A 15,368-nucleotide genomic window follows, 5' to 3' on the forward strand; every position below is an offset into this window, starting at 1 on the left:
ATGCGAGGGCTTGCCGGCACACAGTTCGACAAGCCCTCGCAGGGGATGAGTGTCAGCCCACGGGCTGAAGGCGTTCGTCTCTTACCGGCTCAGCATCCGCGGGCTGTGCAGGCAACCGCAGGCGCTTGAGCAGGAGCGCGTTGACCGCGACCAGGAAGCTGGACCCGGACATCGACAAGGCGGCAACCTCCGGTCGGAGCACCAGCCCGAAGGCGGGCTCGAACACGCCCGCCGCGATCGGTAGGGCGATCGCGTTGTAGCCCACCGCCCAGCCGAGGTTCTGGCGCATCTTGCGCAGCGTGCCCCGGCCGATCGTCAGCGCCACTGGGACGTCCAGCGGGTCGGACCGCATGAGCACGACGTCGGCGGCCTCGATCGCGACGTCAGTGCCCGCGCCCACGGCGATGCCGACATCGGCCTGTACCAGCGAGGGAGAGTCATTGACGCCGTCGCCCACCATCGCGACGGTGCGTCCCTGAGCCTGCAGCTGCTGGACCTGGTGCGCCTTGTCCTCGGGCAGCACCTCGGCGATGACGTCGTCGATCCCCAGCTCCTCGGCGATCCGCTCGGCAGTCGCGCGGTTGTCACCGGTCAGCATCGCGACTCTGATGCCCGCCTCGTGGAGTGCCGCGACAGCGGCGGCGGAGGTCTCACGGACCGCGTCGGCAATGCCGATCACGGCGACGGCTCGGCCGTCGACGGCGACGAACACCGCTGTGCGGCCTCCGGAGGCGATCTCGTCGCGCCGCGCGCCCACGTCGCCGATCGTGACGCCTTCGGACTCCATCAGGCGTCGGTTGCCGATGGCCACCTGGTGGCCGTCGACCTCGGCGAGGGCGCCGATGCCGGTGACGTTGCGGAACCCGGTGGCCCGCAGCCGCGGGACGTCGGTGGCGTCGACGTGCCGGACGACGGCGTCTGCGAGCGGGTGCTCGGACTCGCGTTCGAGTGCGCCGGCGAGGGCCAGCACCCGGTCGTGATCGAAGTCGTCGACCACCACCTCGGTGACCTCGGGCTCTCCCTTGGTGAGGGTGCCGGTCTTGTCGAACACGACGGTGTCGATGCGGGCGGAGGACTCGATCGCAGTGGCGTTCTTGAACAGGATTCCGCGCTTCGCCCCGAGACCGGAGCCGACCATGATCGCTGTCGGCGTGGCCAACCCGAGGGCGTCGGGGCAGGTGATGACGACGACGGTGATGGCGAACAGCAGGGCGGTCTGCACGCTGGCGCCTGCCGCGAGCCAGACCAGGAAGGTGCCGACTCCTCCGACGAGGGCGACGAGGACCAGCCAGAACGCGGCCTTGTCGGCGAGCCGCTGTCCGGGGGCCTTGGAGTTCTGTGCCTGCTGCACCAGGGCGACGATCTGGGCCAGGGCGGTGTCGGAGCCCACCTTGGTGGCGCGCACTCGAAGCGTGCCGCTGGCGTTGACGGTGGCGCCGATGACCTGGTCGCCCGGCGCCTTGTGCACCGGGAGGCTCTCGCCGGTGACCATGGACTCGTCGACTTCGGACTCGCCTTCTTCCACGGTGCCGTCGGTGGCGATCTTCGCGCCGGGGCGAACCAGGAGCAGGTCGTCGACCTGGACCTCGGAGGTCGGGACCTCGACGGGTTCACCCGCGCGGAGCACGACCGCCATCGGCGGGGCCAGGTCCAACAAGGTGCGGATGGCGTCGTTGGCACCGCCTCGGGCCCGCATCTCGAACCAGTGGCCGAGCAGCACGAATGCGGTGAGCATCACCGCGGCCTCGTAGAAGACCTCGCCGCCGCCGGTGATAGTGACCCCGAGGGAATAGAGCCAACCGGCGCCGACGGCCACGGCCACCAGCACCATCATGTCCAGGGTCCGGGCCCGCAGGGCCCGCCAGGCGCCGTCGAAGAAGATCCACGCGGAGTAGAAGATGACAGGCAGCGACAGGATCAGGGTGAAGATGTCGTCGCGCATGCCGAACGGGGCGGCGGCGTCGAAGCCGAGCATGTCGCGCCCCATCGGCGAGTACAGCGAGACGGGTACGGCAAGCAGCACGGCGACCAGGAACCGGTTGCGCATGTCGCGGACCATGTCGGCCATCGACATCTCCCCGTGACCGCCGTGACCCATCGCGTCGTGCGGTGACGAGACGGGCGACTCCGGACCGGTAGCTCCGGCGTGACCGTGATGCCCGGCGTGCGCGTCGTGTGCGCCGTCCGTGCCCCGCCGAGCGTGGTCGACGGGGTGGTCATGACCTGGTTCGAGCATGGGGTCGCACACGTGGCTGGGAACGGACTGTCCCGCGCAGTGGAAGCCGCACTCGCGGACCCAGTCCCGCAGCTCACTGATGCTGGTGCGCTTCGGGTCGTAGGTGACGGTGGCGGTCTGCGCGACCGGGTTGGCGTCCACGGAGATCACGCCCGGCTGACGGGACAGCACGGCCTCGGCGACGTTCTTGCTGGTCGCCCATTGAACGCCGGAGACCTCGAGGACAGCGGTGGCGGCGCCGTCACGGTGCGCGTCCGCGTCGTGGTCGTGGCGGCCGCTGGGGTGCTGGTGCGTGGTCATCGTCCTGCCTCCACCTTGGAAGGGTTGGTCCTGGTCGAGTCGTGATCCAGGTGCGGTGTCTCGGTTGATTGCGTGGAGACCGCTTGGAACCGGCGAAGCCGCAGGCTGTTGGACACCACGAACACCGAGGAGAACGCCATCGCGGCGCCGGCGATCAGCGGGTTGAGCAAGCCGAGCGCGGCCAGGGGCAGTGCCGCGACGTTGTAGGCGAAGGCCCAGAACAGGTTGCCCTTGATCGTGCGCAAGGTGCGCCGGGACAGCCGGATCGCGTCGACGGCGGCGCGGAGATCGCCGCGGACCAGGGTGAGGTCGGAGGCCTCGATGGCGACGTCGGTGCCGGTGCCCATAGCGATCCCCAGATGCGAGGTGGCCAGGGCGGCGGCGTCGTTCACGCCGTCTCCCACCATGGCGACGGTGCGGCCCTCGCGTTGCAGGCGTTCGACGACGGCCACCTTGTCGGCTGGGAGGACCTCGGCGATGACTTCCGCGATGCCGACCTCTGCGGCGACGGCCCGGGCGGCGCGTTCGTTGTCGCCGGTGAGCAGCACCGGCTCCAGCCCCAGCTCCTTCAGCTCGGCCACGGCCTGGGCGCTGGTGGGCTTGATCGCATCCGAGACCACGACCACACCGCGCGCCGATCCGTCCCAGCCGGCGGCGATCACGGTCCGGCCTTGCTGCTCGGCGGTGTCGATCACCTGCGTCAGGTGCGCGTCCAGTGGCTGGCTCCACTCTCCGGCGAGCCAGGAGGGTCGACCCGCCACGACCGCGTGGCCGTCGACCACACCGGCGACCCCGAGGCCTTGCGTCGAGGTGAACCCCTCGACGTCGGGCAGCTGCCTGTCGAGTCGTTGGGTGGCACCGGTGGCGATGGCCTGACCGATCGGATGTTCCGAGGCGTTCTCGAGGGCCCCGACCAGTCGGAGCAGGTCAGCAGGGTCGACGCCGTCGGCGGGGACGACCTCGACCAGCTCCATCCGTCCGGTGGTCACGGTGCCGGTCTTGTCCAGGACGATGGTGTCGACCACCCGGGTGGATTCGAGCACCTCGGGGCCCTTGATGAGTACGCCGAGCTGGGCGCCGCGGCCGGTGCCGACGAGCAGGGCGGTGGGCGTGGCCAGCCCGAGGGCGCAGGGGCAGGCGATGATCAGGACCGCCACTGCGGCGGTGAACGCGGCGGTGACACTGTGGCCGCTCAGCAGCCACCCGGCGAGCGTGGCCAGGGAGAGGGCGATGACGATGGGGACGAAGACTGCCGAGACTCGGTCGGCGAGGCGTTGGACTTCGGCCTTGCCGTTCTGGGCGTCCTCGACCAGGCGGGCCATCTGGGCCAGCTGGGTGTCGGCTCCGACGCGGGTGGCCCGGACGACGAGGCGACCGCCGGCGTTGACGGTGGCACCGACGACGGAGTCGCCGGGCCCGACCTCGACGGGCACTGGCTCTCCGGTGAGCATGGAGGCGTCGACGGCCGACGTGCCGTCCTCGACGACACCGTCGGTGGCGACCTTCTCCCCCGGACGCACGATGAACCGGTCCCCGACCGCCAGCTGGCTCACGGGCACGCGCACCTCTGCGCCGTCACGGAGGACGGCGACGTCCTTGGCGCCCATGTCGAGCAGGGCGCGCAACGCCGCACCGGACTGGCGCTTGGCGCGGGCCTCGAAGTAGCGGCCCGCGATGATGAAGGTGGTGACCGCGGCCGCCACTTCGAGGTAGATGTGGACGTCCGCCTCGCCGTCGGGGAAGAGGTCGAACGGCATCCGCATCCCGGTCATCCCGGCGTGGGTGAACAGCAGTGCCCACAGCGACCACAGCCAGGCGGCGGTGACGCCGACCGAGATCAGGGTGTCCATGGTGGCGGCGCCGTGACGGGCGTTGGTCACCGCGGCTCGGTGGAACGGCCAGGCACCCCAGACCACGACGGGTGAGGCCAGGGTCAGCGAGATCCACTGCCAGTTGTCGAACTGCAGCGCCGGGATCATCGACATGGCCAGCACCGGCACCGTCAGCACGGCCGATACCACCAGGCGCTGCCACCACCCCGCGGCCTCGCGGTCCCGATCGTCCGGCTCGGTGGTGGCCACGCCCTCGTCACCGCTGGGCGCCCGGGCCGGCACAGTCGCGGTGTAGCCGGTGGCCTCCACCACCGTAACGAGGTCGTCGGGGCTGAGGTTTGTCGGGTAGCTGACCTTGGCCTTCTCGGTGGCGTAATTGACCGTGGCGGTGACGCCGTCGAGCTTGTTCAGCTTCTTCTCGATCCGCGCGGCGCAGGAGGCGCACGTCATCCCACCGATGGCGAGCTCGATGTCGTTGACGGTGTCGGACGCGGTGGTCTGCTGGGTCATGACTGTGCCTCCTGGGGGATGGATCGCGCTTCGGACGTGAGGGACCTGGCCCGTCAGGCGAGGTGGTAGTCGCCGGCCTCGTCGAGGGCTGCGGCGACCTGTGCCCGATCGAGGGGCTGGGCGCTGGTCACGGTGACCGAGGAGGTCCCGCCGGCGACGAGGTCGACGGAGACGTCGCTGACGCCGTCCAGGCTCTTGAGCTCGCTGGTGACGGCGCTGGCGCAGTGGCCGCAGGTCATCCCCGTCACGTCGTAGCTGGTCGTGGTCATTTCGTTTCCCTTCGTTGCGGCGGTGGCGGTCGATTCGATGGTGGTGCCGGTGGAACTACCGGTCTCGGTGTTGGAGCCGCAGCCGCATCCTCCGCAGCCGCAGCCACCGCCGTTCGGGGGGCTGTCGGCCAACTGGAGTTCGTGGCTGGTGTGTGGGGCGGGCATGGGTGCTCCTTCGTTGGTCGGGTCGGTCATGAGCGGACGAGTCGTCGGATCGCTGCGGAGGCCTCGTTGAGCTTCTGTTGGGCCTCGGCGGGGTCGGTGGCGTGGGTCAGGCAGTGCTCGAGGTGCTGGTCGAGGAGAACGAGCGCCACGCCTTCGAGGGCCTTCGTCGCCGCCGAGACCTGGGTGAGGATGTCGATGCAGTACTGCTCCTCGTCCACCAGGCGCTGCAGGCCGCGAATCTGGCCCTCGATGCGGCGCAGCCGGGTCAGCACTGCCTGCTTCTCGGTGATGTATCCCGGTTCGGCTGCCATCGCGACCCTCCTCTGCCTGTACCCGGACGGGGTGTCTGCCTTCGCACTTGACTATACCCCCATGGGGTACTCCCACAAGGTGGCTGGAGAGACCTTCATCGAACCTTCATCGAGGTCGGTACTCTGCCTCGGTGGTCAGGCGCTGAGGTTGCTGCGGATCTCGTCGAGCAGGTCCTGGGGTGCCAGCCACATGGAGGGGTATTCGCCGTACCAGCGCTGTCGACCCTGCCTGTCGATGAGCACGAAGCTGTGCCCGGGCAGTCCGGCATGCATGCCTTTGCCGAGGGTTCCGTAGGCCTCGGAGACCGTGCCGTCGTCGAGCAGGAACGGTGTGGTGACTCCGTTGGCGGTCATGTCGGCGGTGATCTGCTCGCGGGTGTTCATCACGATCGGCAGCACGGTGACGTCGGCTGACCGGTCGTCGGCGCCGCGCAGCGCCGGGTCCGGTGTCGTCCAGTAGGACTGCACACCGGCGACTCCGGGCGTCTCGGCCAGCTGCTCGGTGAGCGCGCGGCCTGACTGTGCGACTTCGGAAGAGTTCAGGGTGCCAGTGGTTGTCTCGACGATCAGGACCAGGTTCGGGGGGTCGCCGGGGAACTGGTGGGTCAGGAGTTCGGCTGCCTGTTGTGACTCTGCCGAGGGGTCCAGGTAGGCACCAGAAACGAGCTTGTCGCCAGCATCCCGCCCGGCCACGCCAGCCAGAGCCATCAGCAGTAACGCCACCAGCAGCACCACGCCGCGGCGACGGAGCAGCAGACCGACGAACCACCCGGGCTCCGGACCCGACTCGCTCATCCCGCTCCGCTCGCGGCGCACCGCTGTCGTCGCCATCGTAGAACGCTCCTCAACCTGCTTCGCTGTCAGCGGGATTAGACGATCAATGTGGCGGACGCTATCATTGGCGCATGCCAATGACAACGCCCAAGGCTGACCCGGCGCTGCAGCGCGGCGCGGCACTGTTCCACGGGCTCGCGGACCGCAACAGGCTGGCGATCGTCCGACAGCTGTCCGCGGGCGAACGCCGGGTGGTGGACCTGACCAACACGCTCGGCCTGGCCCAGGGCACCGTCTCCGGGCATCTGGCCTGCCTGCGCGACTGCGGCTTAGTCGTCGGCCGACCCGAGGGTCGGCAGATGTTCTACTCCATCGCCCACCCCGAGTTGATGGACCTCCTCGCGGCGGCCGAGCAGCTCTTGGGCTTGACCGGCGAGGCCGTGGAGATCTGCCCCCGCTACGGCCCAGTGGACACCCACCCGCATCCTCAGACCGAGACCATTCCCACCACGACGGAGGAAGTAGCACCGTGACGGACGCCTGCGGCTGCGGCCACGACGAGCCCCGCAACGACGACGGCGAGCTGGAGGAACACGAGCCCGAACGGCTCTGGGAGGTCACTGAACTCCGCTTCGCCGCTCTCGCCGGTCTCTTCCTGATCACCGGGTACATCGCCGACCTCAACGACGCCAGCCAGGGCGTGGTCACCGGACTGAACGCCGTCGCGCTGGCGCTCGGCGCCTGGACGTTCGTCCCCAGCACCCTCAAGCGACTAGCCAAGGGCAAGATCGGCGTCGGCACCCTGATGACGATCGCCGCGATCGGCGCGGTCATCCTCGGCGAGGTCGCCGAAGCAGCGATGCTGGCCTTCCTCTACTCCATCAGCGAGGGCCTGGAGGAGTACGCCGTCGCCCGCACCCGCCGCGGGCTGCGCGCCCTGCTGTCCCTGGTCCCGGCCGAGGCCACCATCCTCCGCGCCGGCGCCCAGGTCACCGTCTCCCCCGCCGACCTGGTGATCGGCGACCTGCTCCTAGTCCGCCCAGGTGAGCGCGTCGCCACCGACGGCGTCATCCGCACCGGCCGCACCGCCCTGGACGTCTCCGCGCTCACCGGCGAATCCGTCCCCGTCGAGGCCGGCGCCGGCGACACCGTCTACGCCGGCTCCATCAACGGCACCGGAGTCCTCGAAGTCGAGGTCACCACCACCGCCGAGGACAACTCCCTGGCCCGGATCGTCACCATCGTCGAGGCCGAGCAGTCCCGCAAGGGCAACGCTCAGCGCCTCGCCGACCGGATCGCCAAGCCGCTGGTGCCCGGGATCATGATCCTCGCCGCGATCATCGCGATCATCGGTAGCCTGCTGGGTGACCCGGCGACGTGGATCGAGCGCGCCCTGGTCGTCCTGGTCGCCGCCTCCCCGTGTGCGCTGGCGATCTCCGTGCCGGTCACCGTGGTCGCCGCCATCGGCGCCGCGAGCCGCATCGGCGCCCTGGTCAAGGGCGGTGCCGCCCTGGAGGCCCTCGGCCGGATCCGAACCGTCGCCCTGGACAAGACCGGCACGCTCACCCGCAACCAGCCGGCCGTGGTCGACGTCGCCACCGCTGCGGGCCACACCCGTGACCACGTTCTGGACGTCGCGGCAGCCCTGGAGTCCCGCAGCGAGCATCCGCTGGCCCGGGCCATCCTCGCCGCGGTCCCCGAGCACCGCGACGCCGAGGGGGTCGAGGCCGTCACCGGCGCCGGCCTGACCGGAACGGTCGCCGGGCGGCCCGCCCGGCTCGGACGGCCCGGCTGGATCCCCGCCGGCGAGCTCGCCGAGCCGGTCGCCGCCATGCAGGAGGCCGGCGCGACGGCGGTGCTGGTCGAGTACGACGGGGCCGTGATCGGCGCCGTCGCCGTCCGCGACGATCTCCGTGCCGAGGCCGCCGAGGTGGTTGCCCGGCTCCGCGACGGCGGCTACGAGGTCGCCATGCTCACCGGCGACAACGACCGCACCGCCGCCGCCCTGGCCGCCCAGGCTGGCATCGCCGACGTGCACGCCGAGCTCCGTCCCGAGGACAAGTCCACCATCATCGCCCGCCTCCGCGAGAGCCGGCCGACCGCGATGGTCGGGGACGGGGTCAACGACGCCCCGGCCCTGGCCACCGCCGACGTCGGGATCGCGATGGGGGCGATGGGCAGCGACGTGGCCATCGAGACCGCCGACGTCGCTCTGATGGGCGAGGACCTGCGCCACCTACCGCACAACCTGACCCACGCCCGCCGCGCCCGGTCGATCATGCTGCAGAACGTCGGCCTCTCCCTCGGCCTGATCGCCATCCTGATCCCGCTCGCTGCCCTCGGCGTGCTCGGGCTCGCCGCGGTGGTGCTGGTCCACGAGATCGCCGAGATCCTGGTGATCGGCAACGGCGTCCGCGCCGGCCGCGCCCGACCGCTACCGCCCGCACCAGCGGGCACACAGCCGACGCCGGCGCACATGCCGGCGGAAGCCGCCGCGAGGTGACCGCCGGTTCGAGCCAGGCCCCGACGCGAGCGGGAGCCGGTCGCGTGGCGGTCCTGCTGGCGGCCGCCACGGTGGCCGCGATCGACCTCAGCGCGAAGGCCGTCTCCGAGGCCCGGCTGGCCGACTCCTCGGTTGACCTCGGCCTGATCCAGCTGCGGCTGGCCTACAACCCCGGCGTGGCGTTCAGCATGGGCGACAAGCTGCCCGCCGGGGTGATCGTGGCCATCACCGCAGCGATCTCGATCTTATTCGCCGTCTACGCATGGCACCGGGCCCCCCAAGCGGGGTGGGTCGAGCGGATCGCCGGCGGCGCCGTGATCGGCGGCGCGGTCGCCAACGTGGTCGACCGCGCCCGCGACGGCGTGGTCACCGACTACCTGCACACCGGCTGGTGGCCCACCTTCAACCTCGCCGACACCTTCATCGTCACCGGATGCATCGCAATCGCTCTGCTGTACGCCCGCCCAGAACGCGCATCGAGCACGCCAGCGTCGGTGAAGGACGATTCCGGCGCACCTTCCATCTCCGAGCCTTGACCGGCGCTCGAGGGGGACCGGCCGGCTGCGCTGAGTGCCCGCAGCACCCGAGGCTCAGCCAGCTCAGCCTGCTAGCCACGACGGTTGCTGATGGCGAACTCAGGGGCCGTGCTCTCGCGACACAAGACGACCAGTGCGTCGACACTGCAGAACCCAAGGAGACATAGACATGATCGGCCCCGCGTTGCAGGCGATTGGCCTGTTTCTAGTCACCAACATCGACGACATCATCGTCTTGTCCCTGTTCTTCGCACGCGGAGCCGGGCAACGAGGTACCACCACCAGAATCATCGCCGGGCAGTACCTCGGATTCGGTGGCATTCTGCTGGCCTCCGTCGCGGTGACCTTCGGCGCGGGACTGTTCCTTCCCGACGAAGCCATCCCGTACTTCGGCCTCATCCCACTCCTTCTGGGTGTCTACGCGGGCTGGCGGGTCTGGCGAAACGGGGACGATGATGACGACGACAGCCTCGCCGACAGGCCGATCAGCGCCCTGGCGGTGGCTGCGGTCACCTTCGCCAACGGCGGAGACAACATCGGGGTCTACGTGCCGGTGTTCCTCGCGGTCGGCACCGGGGCGCTCGTGGCCTACTGCGTGGTGTTCCTGGCTCTCGTCCTCGTCCTCGTCCTGGCCGCGAAGTTCGTGGCCACCCGCAAGCCGATCGCGGAGGTGCTCGAGCGGTGGGAGCACATCTTGTTCCCTCTCGTGCTCATCGTGCTCGGCCTCGTCATCTTGATCGAGGGCGGTGCGTTCGGCTTGTGACCGCGTGGCCAACCCGCTCGCGAGGAGTTTGGACAGGGTCATGCAGAACGTCATGCCTGTCTAGGCGCAGAGCCGCCGAACAGCCAACGCCGACTCACTCGGTCGCCCACACTCCGGTCCGACAGCTTCGCGGCATGTCACCGTCCTCTCACCGGCGCATCGCGGCTATCGGCGCCGCCAGCTGCGAAGGCCACGCAGCCTCGGGAGTCCGCGACCGATCACCGCCGCGATGACAGCCGTGAGACCTGCCAGGACCAAGAGTTGTCGGATGAGCGAGCCGTAGCGCACTGCAGGCGTGTGTTCGTTGACCAGCGCGACCTGAGCGACCGCGATATCGGTCGTCCTCGGTTCCAGCTGGGCCCGGACCGTGCCGTCCGGGCCGATGACGCCGCTGATTCCGTTGGTGGAGGCGACCACCACGGTGCGGCCGGTCTCCATGGCACGAGCCCGGCTGATGGTGAACTGCTGCATTTGCTGCGAGGTTCCGGTGAAGGTGGCGTTGCTGGTCTGCACCGTCACCATCTGGCCGCCGTTCTCGATCTGCGCGGCGACGGAGTCGTCGAACGCGACGTCGAAGCAGATCAGGTCCGCGACGCGTGTGCCGGCGATGTCGAGTGGCCGTGTGCGAGTGCCGGCGATCATGTCGCGCGGGATCATGTCCAGGCGCCCGATCTGGAGTCCGGAGAGCAGGCTGCGGAAGGGCACGTACTCGCCGAACGGCACCGGGTGGCGTTTGGTGTAGCGCTCCTTGGTCGAGCCGTCCGGCAGCCACGCCAGTCCCTGGTTGAGCACGGCGTCCGGGCGAGGACCGTCGACGATGGCACCCACCAACACCGGCACCCCGACCGCTGCCACGGCGCGGGAGATCCCTGCGTTGGTCTGCTCATCCGCGAAGGGGTCGACGGCGGTGGAGTTCTCCGGCCACAGCACGAAGTCGGGCCGGGGGACGGCGCCGGATTCGACCCGCTCGGCGAGGTCAACGGTGGCCTGGACGTGGTTCTCGGTCACCTGCTCATGGACGGCGACCAGGTCGTTCCCGGCGCCGGGAACGTCGCCCTGCACCGCGGCGACCGTCACGGTCGGCAGCCCGGCCTCCCATGACGACGTCAACGACTCGGGCCGGACCAGGACCGGCGCGGAGCCGACCAGCAGTGCGGCGCCAATGACCACGACCGCCCCTATCGGGCGTGCCTTGCCCTCCCGGACCACCCAGGCAAGCATGGCGCTGGCCAGGGCTACCAGGAAGCTGACGCCGCTGGCGCCGACCCACGGCAGCCACAGCGCGAACGGGGTGTCCACGGTGGCCCAAGCCAGCCGGGTCCACGGGAAGCCACCGAGCGGCCAGGTCGACATCGCGGTCTCGAGCGCCACTCACACGCTCGCGGTCCACATCGGCCAGCCGCGCAGCCGACCCGCCAGCGCGATCCCGAGGCCGGCGAGGGCGTAGTAGCCGGCGACAACGGGGCTCATCAGCAGCCAGGCGTCGGTGCCGACGGCCCGCATCCATCCCGTCAGGACGAGCGTGTATCCGAACCCGAACAGCAGCCCCATCGCAAACGCGTGGCGCAGCGGCTCCCGCTGCAGCAGGAGCACCAGCGCGGCGACCGCCAACGGTAGGAGCCAGCGCTGCTCCCACGGAGCGCTGGCTCCCGCGGCGGCAACCCCGGCCAGCGATGCCGCCGCGAGTCGTGCGAGCCGACGGCGGCGTCGAGGCCGGTCGACGGATGCCGGGGCCTTCTCACCCGTCTGGGCTGCGCGGGCCGCCATGGGCGTGGGCGTGCGAGGCGTAGGAGGCGTGGGCGTGCGAGGCGTAGGAGGCGTGGGCGTGGGAGGCGTGGGAGGCGTGGGCGCAGGTGTCACCGCTCACTCCGGCCCGGTGAGAGAGTCCAGGAGCCTGGCGAGCTCCTCGCTGGAAGCTTCCCCGACCTTCCTGGTCACCGGATTCATCGTGATCGCTCTCCTGCACGCCCGCCCCGAACGCACGACCAGTACCCCCGAGGCGGTGGAGGACCACATCGGCAACCCGGCCGTCGCTGACCGCCCCCCGCAGACATAGCCATCGTCTTCCGCGCTCGGCATCGCACCGCATCGGCGCCCTTGTCGATCCTGTCCTGTCGACGCCAGACGTAGATCGAGGCCTCGCTGATACCCAAGTCGTACGCGACCTGGCCGACCAAGCACCCTTCCTTAAGCAAGCCGATCACCTTGCGCCGAAACTCCGGCGGATAAGCCCGTCTGCCCACTGCTGCCTCCTGATGACAGGCATCAGAATCCAGTCAGCCGACTCCACCGAACCCGGGACACGCCACCGGGTGGAGTCCAGCAGAGTGGTGTACGAGCAGCCCCGGTGAGTGAGTCCCTACCGACGTAGGGACTGCCACCGGGTGACCGGCGCTAACCCTGCAAGCCGGCCCCAGGCCAGCCGCGACGAAGACTTGCGGGCGATTCACTTGCGTGACCAGGGCTTCGTCACAGCTTCGCGTCAAGGTCGCCACGTCGAGAACCACCTTGACGACGACCACATCGGCGAGCTGATCGAACAGGCCCTCAGCCGCGCCGACCACGCGCGGCTCGGCCTCGTCGATCGCGACGACACGAACTCAGGACTCGACGCAAATCCCTGACACGTCAAGTCATCGCCCCATCAGTGTCGCGTCCACTCCTCGGTCTGGGTGAGTCGCAGCAGGTAGATCAACGGCGGTAACACCAAGACCACGGCGAACCCCACGGCAACCAGGAGGCCCTGCAAGGTGGCTGACGCGCCGGCGGCGGCACGGATCGTCACATGATCGACGAGCAGCCAGGGGTATTGGGCCACACCCCATCCTGACACCACAGACGCGACGGCGACGACCGCGGGCCATCGCGCCATCGAGTAGCGACGGCGCCACACCAGCACGAGCGTCGCCACGCCTGCCAGCCCGGCCATCACGACGAGTGGAGCCGCGCGCCCGGCGAGGCCGTCGGCCAGCACCGGCGCGTCCATCGAGATCGGCACCAGTGCGGCGAACACGAGCGCACCGGTCACGAGCCCCACTCCGAGCGAGCGCGCCCGAAGGTCCTCCGCCAGCCGTGATCGGCGACTGCGATGTGCATCGGCGGCGAGGAACACGCCGGCCAGGAACGCGCAGGTGCCGACCGCGATGGCCCCACCGAACAGAGACGTCGGGTTGAGCCAGGACGACCAACGGTCGCCATCCTCCTCCATCGGCACCCGACCTGACGCGATTGCCCCGGCGACCGTGCCGAGGAAGAACGGTGTGATGACCGAGGACACGGCGAAGATCACGCCGAACAGCCGCGCCTGGCGCAGGGTGGCGGAGTACTTGCGGAACGCGAAACTGGCGCCGCGCAGCACGATGCCCAGCAGCGCCAGAAGCAACGGCACGACCAGCGTCGACATTGTCGCGGCGAACGACTCCGGGAATCCTGTCCACCAGATCACCAGCACGTAGATCAGCCACACGTGGTTGGCCTCCCACACGGGTCCGATGCTGTGGTCGACCAGGGTTCGCAGCTCGGCGCCACGCCGGCTGCTACCCGCCGTGAGGTCGAAGAATCCCGAGCCGAAGTCCGCGCCGCCCAGCACGGCGTACGCGATGACGCCCGCGAACATCGCCGCTGCGACAGCCACCTCGAGACTCATGACGACGAATCCACGGTCTCGGGCGCGTACGGGCTCGGGAGATCGGTCTCACCGCTGCGCCAGCGCCGGGCCATGGACCTGAGCACGATGACCGCGGCTGCGGTCATCCCGGCATAGATCAACGCACTTATCCCCAGCAACCACCACAATGCCGAGGTGTAGTCGCCGACCGCGTCCGGGGTGCGCATCACTCCGTACACGACCCAGGGCTGCCGTCCGACCTCGGTCGCCACCCATCCGGCCTCAAGCGCAATCACGGCCAGCGGACCAGCGGCCGCCGCAGCCCTGAGAAACCACCTCTTCGTGAGCAGGTCACGCCCTCTCCAGCGCTGGACCCAGAACCAGGTGACACCTGCGGCGAGCAACGTGCCGACGCCGACCATCGTCTGGAAGGCCAGATGCGTGATGTTGACCGGCGGTCGGTCCTCCTCGGGGATGGTGTCCAGGCCAGGCACAGGGTCGTCGAGCGAGTTCATCGCGATCAGCGAGCCGAGAACAGGAATGTCGATCGCACCCACGACCTCCCCGTCGACCACAACGCCGCCGAGCCGAAGCGGCGACGGGCTCTCGGTTGTCTCCGCCAGCTCGAACGCGGCCAGCTTCGCCGGCTGTCGCTCGTCCAACCCGAACCCGAGCACATGCCCCACGAACGGCTGGGTGACCGCGGCGATGGACGCGAAGACGAAGGGCACCATGAAGCCCAACCGGTGATGTGCGTCGCGGCGCCCGCGCAGCATCCCGGCCGCATAGACCCCCGCAACGCTGAAGCCCGCCACCATATAGGCGCCGACCCACATGTGGGCGAACTGAAGGAAGGCGTGCTGATTGAACAGCACCGCCCAAGGCTGGACGTCCGTGACCTCCCCGCCGACGAGGCGGAAACCGGTCGGCACGTTCATCCAGGCGTTCACCGCGACCACGCAGTAGGCGCCGACGATGCCGGTGATCGCCATCGGCAGGACCATCAGGACGTGCCGCTTCGCCGGCATCCGTCCCCAGCCGTACAGGTAGATGCCAAGGAAGATGGCCTCAAGGAAGAACGCCAGACCCTCGAACGCGAACGGCAGTCCGAGCACGTCCCCGTAAGTCCCCATCAGGCCGGGCCACAACAGACCCATCTCGAAGCTGAGCACCGTGCCGGAGACCGCGCCGATCGCGAAAAGCACTGCCGAGACCTTCGCCCACCTGCGGGCCAACCCCAGGGCGACCGGGTCCTCACGGCGGATCCCGCGCAGGTGCATCACGAAAATCATCGCCGGGAAGGCAACCCCGAAGCACGCCAGCACGATGTGCCATCCCAAGGACAGAGCCATCTGCTGACGGGCCGGGAGAAGCCCCGCGGGCTCCGCGGTCCCGGCGAGCTGCATTGCGTCGACGACGAGATCGGGAGTCAGCACGGCACTAACGCTACGCAATAGGTACGAGCCACCCACGGGCTTGTGAAAAGTTTCACTAACGGGTGCGAGGAGTTACCTTCGATGAGGCTCGTAGCGCCGGTGTCGCCGGTGTCGCCCGGAATCGTG

The 15,368-nt window shown here is 69.6% G+C and carries 13 protein-coding genes and 1 pseudogene; 5 read left to right on the plus strand and 9 right to left on the minus strand.

Translation table 11 applies throughout. The annotated features are described in order from the left end of the window. Positions 1-52 precede the first annotated feature (52 nt). The 5 genes from A6R01_RS16770 to A6R01_RS16790 all read right to left on the minus strand — a co-directional run bounded on the left by A6R01_RS16770 (position 53) and on the right by A6R01_RS16790 (position 6,454). Complete coding sequence (locus tag A6R01_RS16770) at positions 53-2,536, minus strand: heavy metal translocating P-type ATPase (RefSeq protein ID WP_292608352.1); 2,484 nt, start codon at positions 2,534-2,536, stop codon at positions 53-55. Next, complete coding sequence (locus A6R01_RS16775; protein WP_292608357.1) at positions 2,533-4,878, minus strand: cation-translocating P-type ATPase; 2,346 nt, start codon at positions 4,876-4,878, stop codon at positions 2,533-2,535. The genes A6R01_RS16770 and A6R01_RS16775 overlap by 4 nt, the downstream gene beginning before the upstream one ends. 53 nt (positions 4,879-4,931) lie before the next feature. Next, entirely contained in the window at positions 4,932-5,147 is a 216-nt protein-coding gene (locus A6R01_RS16780) for a heavy-metal-associated domain-containing protein (RefSeq protein WP_030485937.1), read from the minus strand. Between the two features lie 191 nt (positions 5,148-5,338). Further along, a complete protein-coding gene (locus tag A6R01_RS16785) occupies positions 5,339-5,623 on the minus strand; it encodes a metal-sensitive transcriptional regulator (protein ID WP_292608360.1) in 285 nt (94 codons plus the stop codon). Positions 5,624-5,758: 135 nt separating this feature from the next. After that, positions 5,759-6,454, minus strand: coding sequence for a hypothetical protein (locus A6R01_RS16790; RefSeq protein WP_218842301.1), 696 nt, complete (start codon positions 6,452-6,454; stop codon positions 5,759-5,761). A 74-nt stretch (positions 6,455-6,528) separates the two neighbouring features. Between A6R01_RS16790 and A6R01_RS16795 the strand changes: the two genes are divergently transcribed. The 4 genes from A6R01_RS16795 (at position 6,529) to A6R01_RS16810 (ending at position 10,199) form a co-directional block, all read left to right on the plus strand. Next, complete coding sequence (locus A6R01_RS16795; protein WP_218842299.1) at positions 6,529-6,930, plus strand: metalloregulator ArsR/SmtB family transcription factor; 402 nt, start codon at positions 6,529-6,531, stop codon at positions 6,928-6,930. Continuing rightward, positions 6,927-8,900, plus strand: a complete 1,974-nt coding sequence (locus A6R01_RS16800; protein WP_292608363.1) for a cation-translocating P-type ATPase — start codon at positions 6,927-6,929, stop codon at positions 8,898-8,900. Before A6R01_RS16795 ends, A6R01_RS16800 begins: the two co-directional genes overlap by 4 nt. Before the next feature lie 44 nt (positions 8,901-8,944). Further along, positions 8,945-9,436, plus strand: coding sequence for a signal peptidase II (gene lspA / locus A6R01_RS16805; RefSeq protein WP_292608365.1), 492 nt, complete (start codon positions 8,945-8,947; stop codon positions 9,434-9,436). Between the two features lie 169 nt (positions 9,437-9,605). Beyond that, positions 9,606-10,199 carry a cadmium resistance transporter gene (locus A6R01_RS16810; protein ID WP_218842297.1) on the plus strand — a complete coding sequence of 198 codons (594 nt, stop codon included), beginning with the start codon at positions 9,606-9,608 and terminating at the stop codon, positions 10,197-10,199. A gap of 165 nt (positions 10,200-10,364) precedes the next feature. Here A6R01_RS16810 and lnt read toward each other — a convergent pair. After that, positions 10,365-11,966: pseudogene (gene lnt, locus A6R01_RS16815) on the minus strand (apolipoprotein N-acyltransferase). A 176-nt stretch (positions 11,967-12,142) separates the two neighbouring features. Continuing rightward, positions 12,143-12,442: a transposase gene (locus A6R01_RS18375; RefSeq protein ID WP_179530453.1), complete on the minus strand. Its 300-nt coding sequence runs from the start codon at positions 12,440-12,442 to the stop codon at positions 12,143-12,145. Between the two features lie 141 nt (positions 12,443-12,583). Here A6R01_RS18375 and A6R01_RS16820 point away from each other — a divergent pair, with 141 nt between their 5' ends. Then, positions 12,584-12,823 (plus strand): helix-turn-helix domain-containing protein, encoded by a 240-nt coding sequence (locus A6R01_RS16820; protein ID WP_179530452.1) that lies wholly within the window; start codon positions 12,584-12,586, stop codon positions 12,821-12,823. Positions 12,824-12,843: 20 nt separating this feature from the next. On the opposite strand, the gene A6R01_RS16825 is transcribed toward A6R01_RS16820, so the two are convergent. Further along, complete coding sequence (locus tag A6R01_RS16825) at positions 12,844-13,845, minus strand: cytochrome d ubiquinol oxidase subunit II (RefSeq protein WP_179530451.1); 1,002 nt, start codon at positions 13,843-13,845, stop codon at positions 12,844-12,846. Next, on the minus strand, positions 13,842-15,242 hold the full coding sequence (locus A6R01_RS16830) for a cytochrome ubiquinol oxidase subunit I (protein WP_292608368.1): 1,401 nt from the start codon (positions 15,240-15,242) through the stop codon (positions 13,842-13,844). Before A6R01_RS16830 ends, A6R01_RS16825 begins: the two co-directional genes overlap by 4 nt. Between the last annotated feature and the right edge of the window lie 126 nt (positions 15,243-15,368).

The organism is Nocardioides sp. REDSEA-S30_B4, assembly GCF_001627265.1.
Taxonomy (GTDB): Bacteria; Actinomycetota; Actinomycetes; order Propionibacteriales; family Nocardioidaceae; genus Nocardioides.

Coding starts and splice junctions, on each gene's coding strand:
- A6R01_RS16795 (WP_218842299.1), top strand. CDS start 6,529: ATGCCAATGACAACGCCCAAGGCTGACCCGGCGCTGCAGCGCGGCGCG.
- A6R01_RS16770 (WP_292608352.1), bottom strand. CDS start 2,536: ATGACCACGCACCAGCACCCCAGCGGCCGCCACGACCACGACGCGGAC.
- A6R01_RS16780 (WP_030485937.1), bottom strand. CDS start 5,147: ATGACCACGACCAGCTACGACGTGACGGGGATGACCTGCGGCCACTGC.
- A6R01_RS16785 (WP_292608360.1), bottom strand. CDS start 5,623: ATGGCAGCCGAACCGGGATACATCACCGAGAAGCAGGCAGTGCTGACC.
- A6R01_RS16825 (WP_179530451.1), bottom strand. CDS start 13,845: ATGAGTCTCGAGGTGGCTGTCGCAGCGGCGATGTTCGCGGGCGTCATC.
- A6R01_RS16810 (WP_218842297.1), top strand. CDS start 9,606: ATGATCGGCCCCGCGTTGCAGGCGATTGGCCTGTTTCTAGTCACCAAC.
- A6R01_RS16790 (WP_218842301.1), bottom strand. CDS start 6,454: ATGGCGACGACAGCGGTGCGCCGCGAGCGGAGCGGGATGAGCGAGTCG.
- A6R01_RS16775 (WP_292608357.1), bottom strand. CDS start 4,878: ATGACCCAGCAGACCACCGCGTCCGACACCGTCAACGACATCGAGCTC.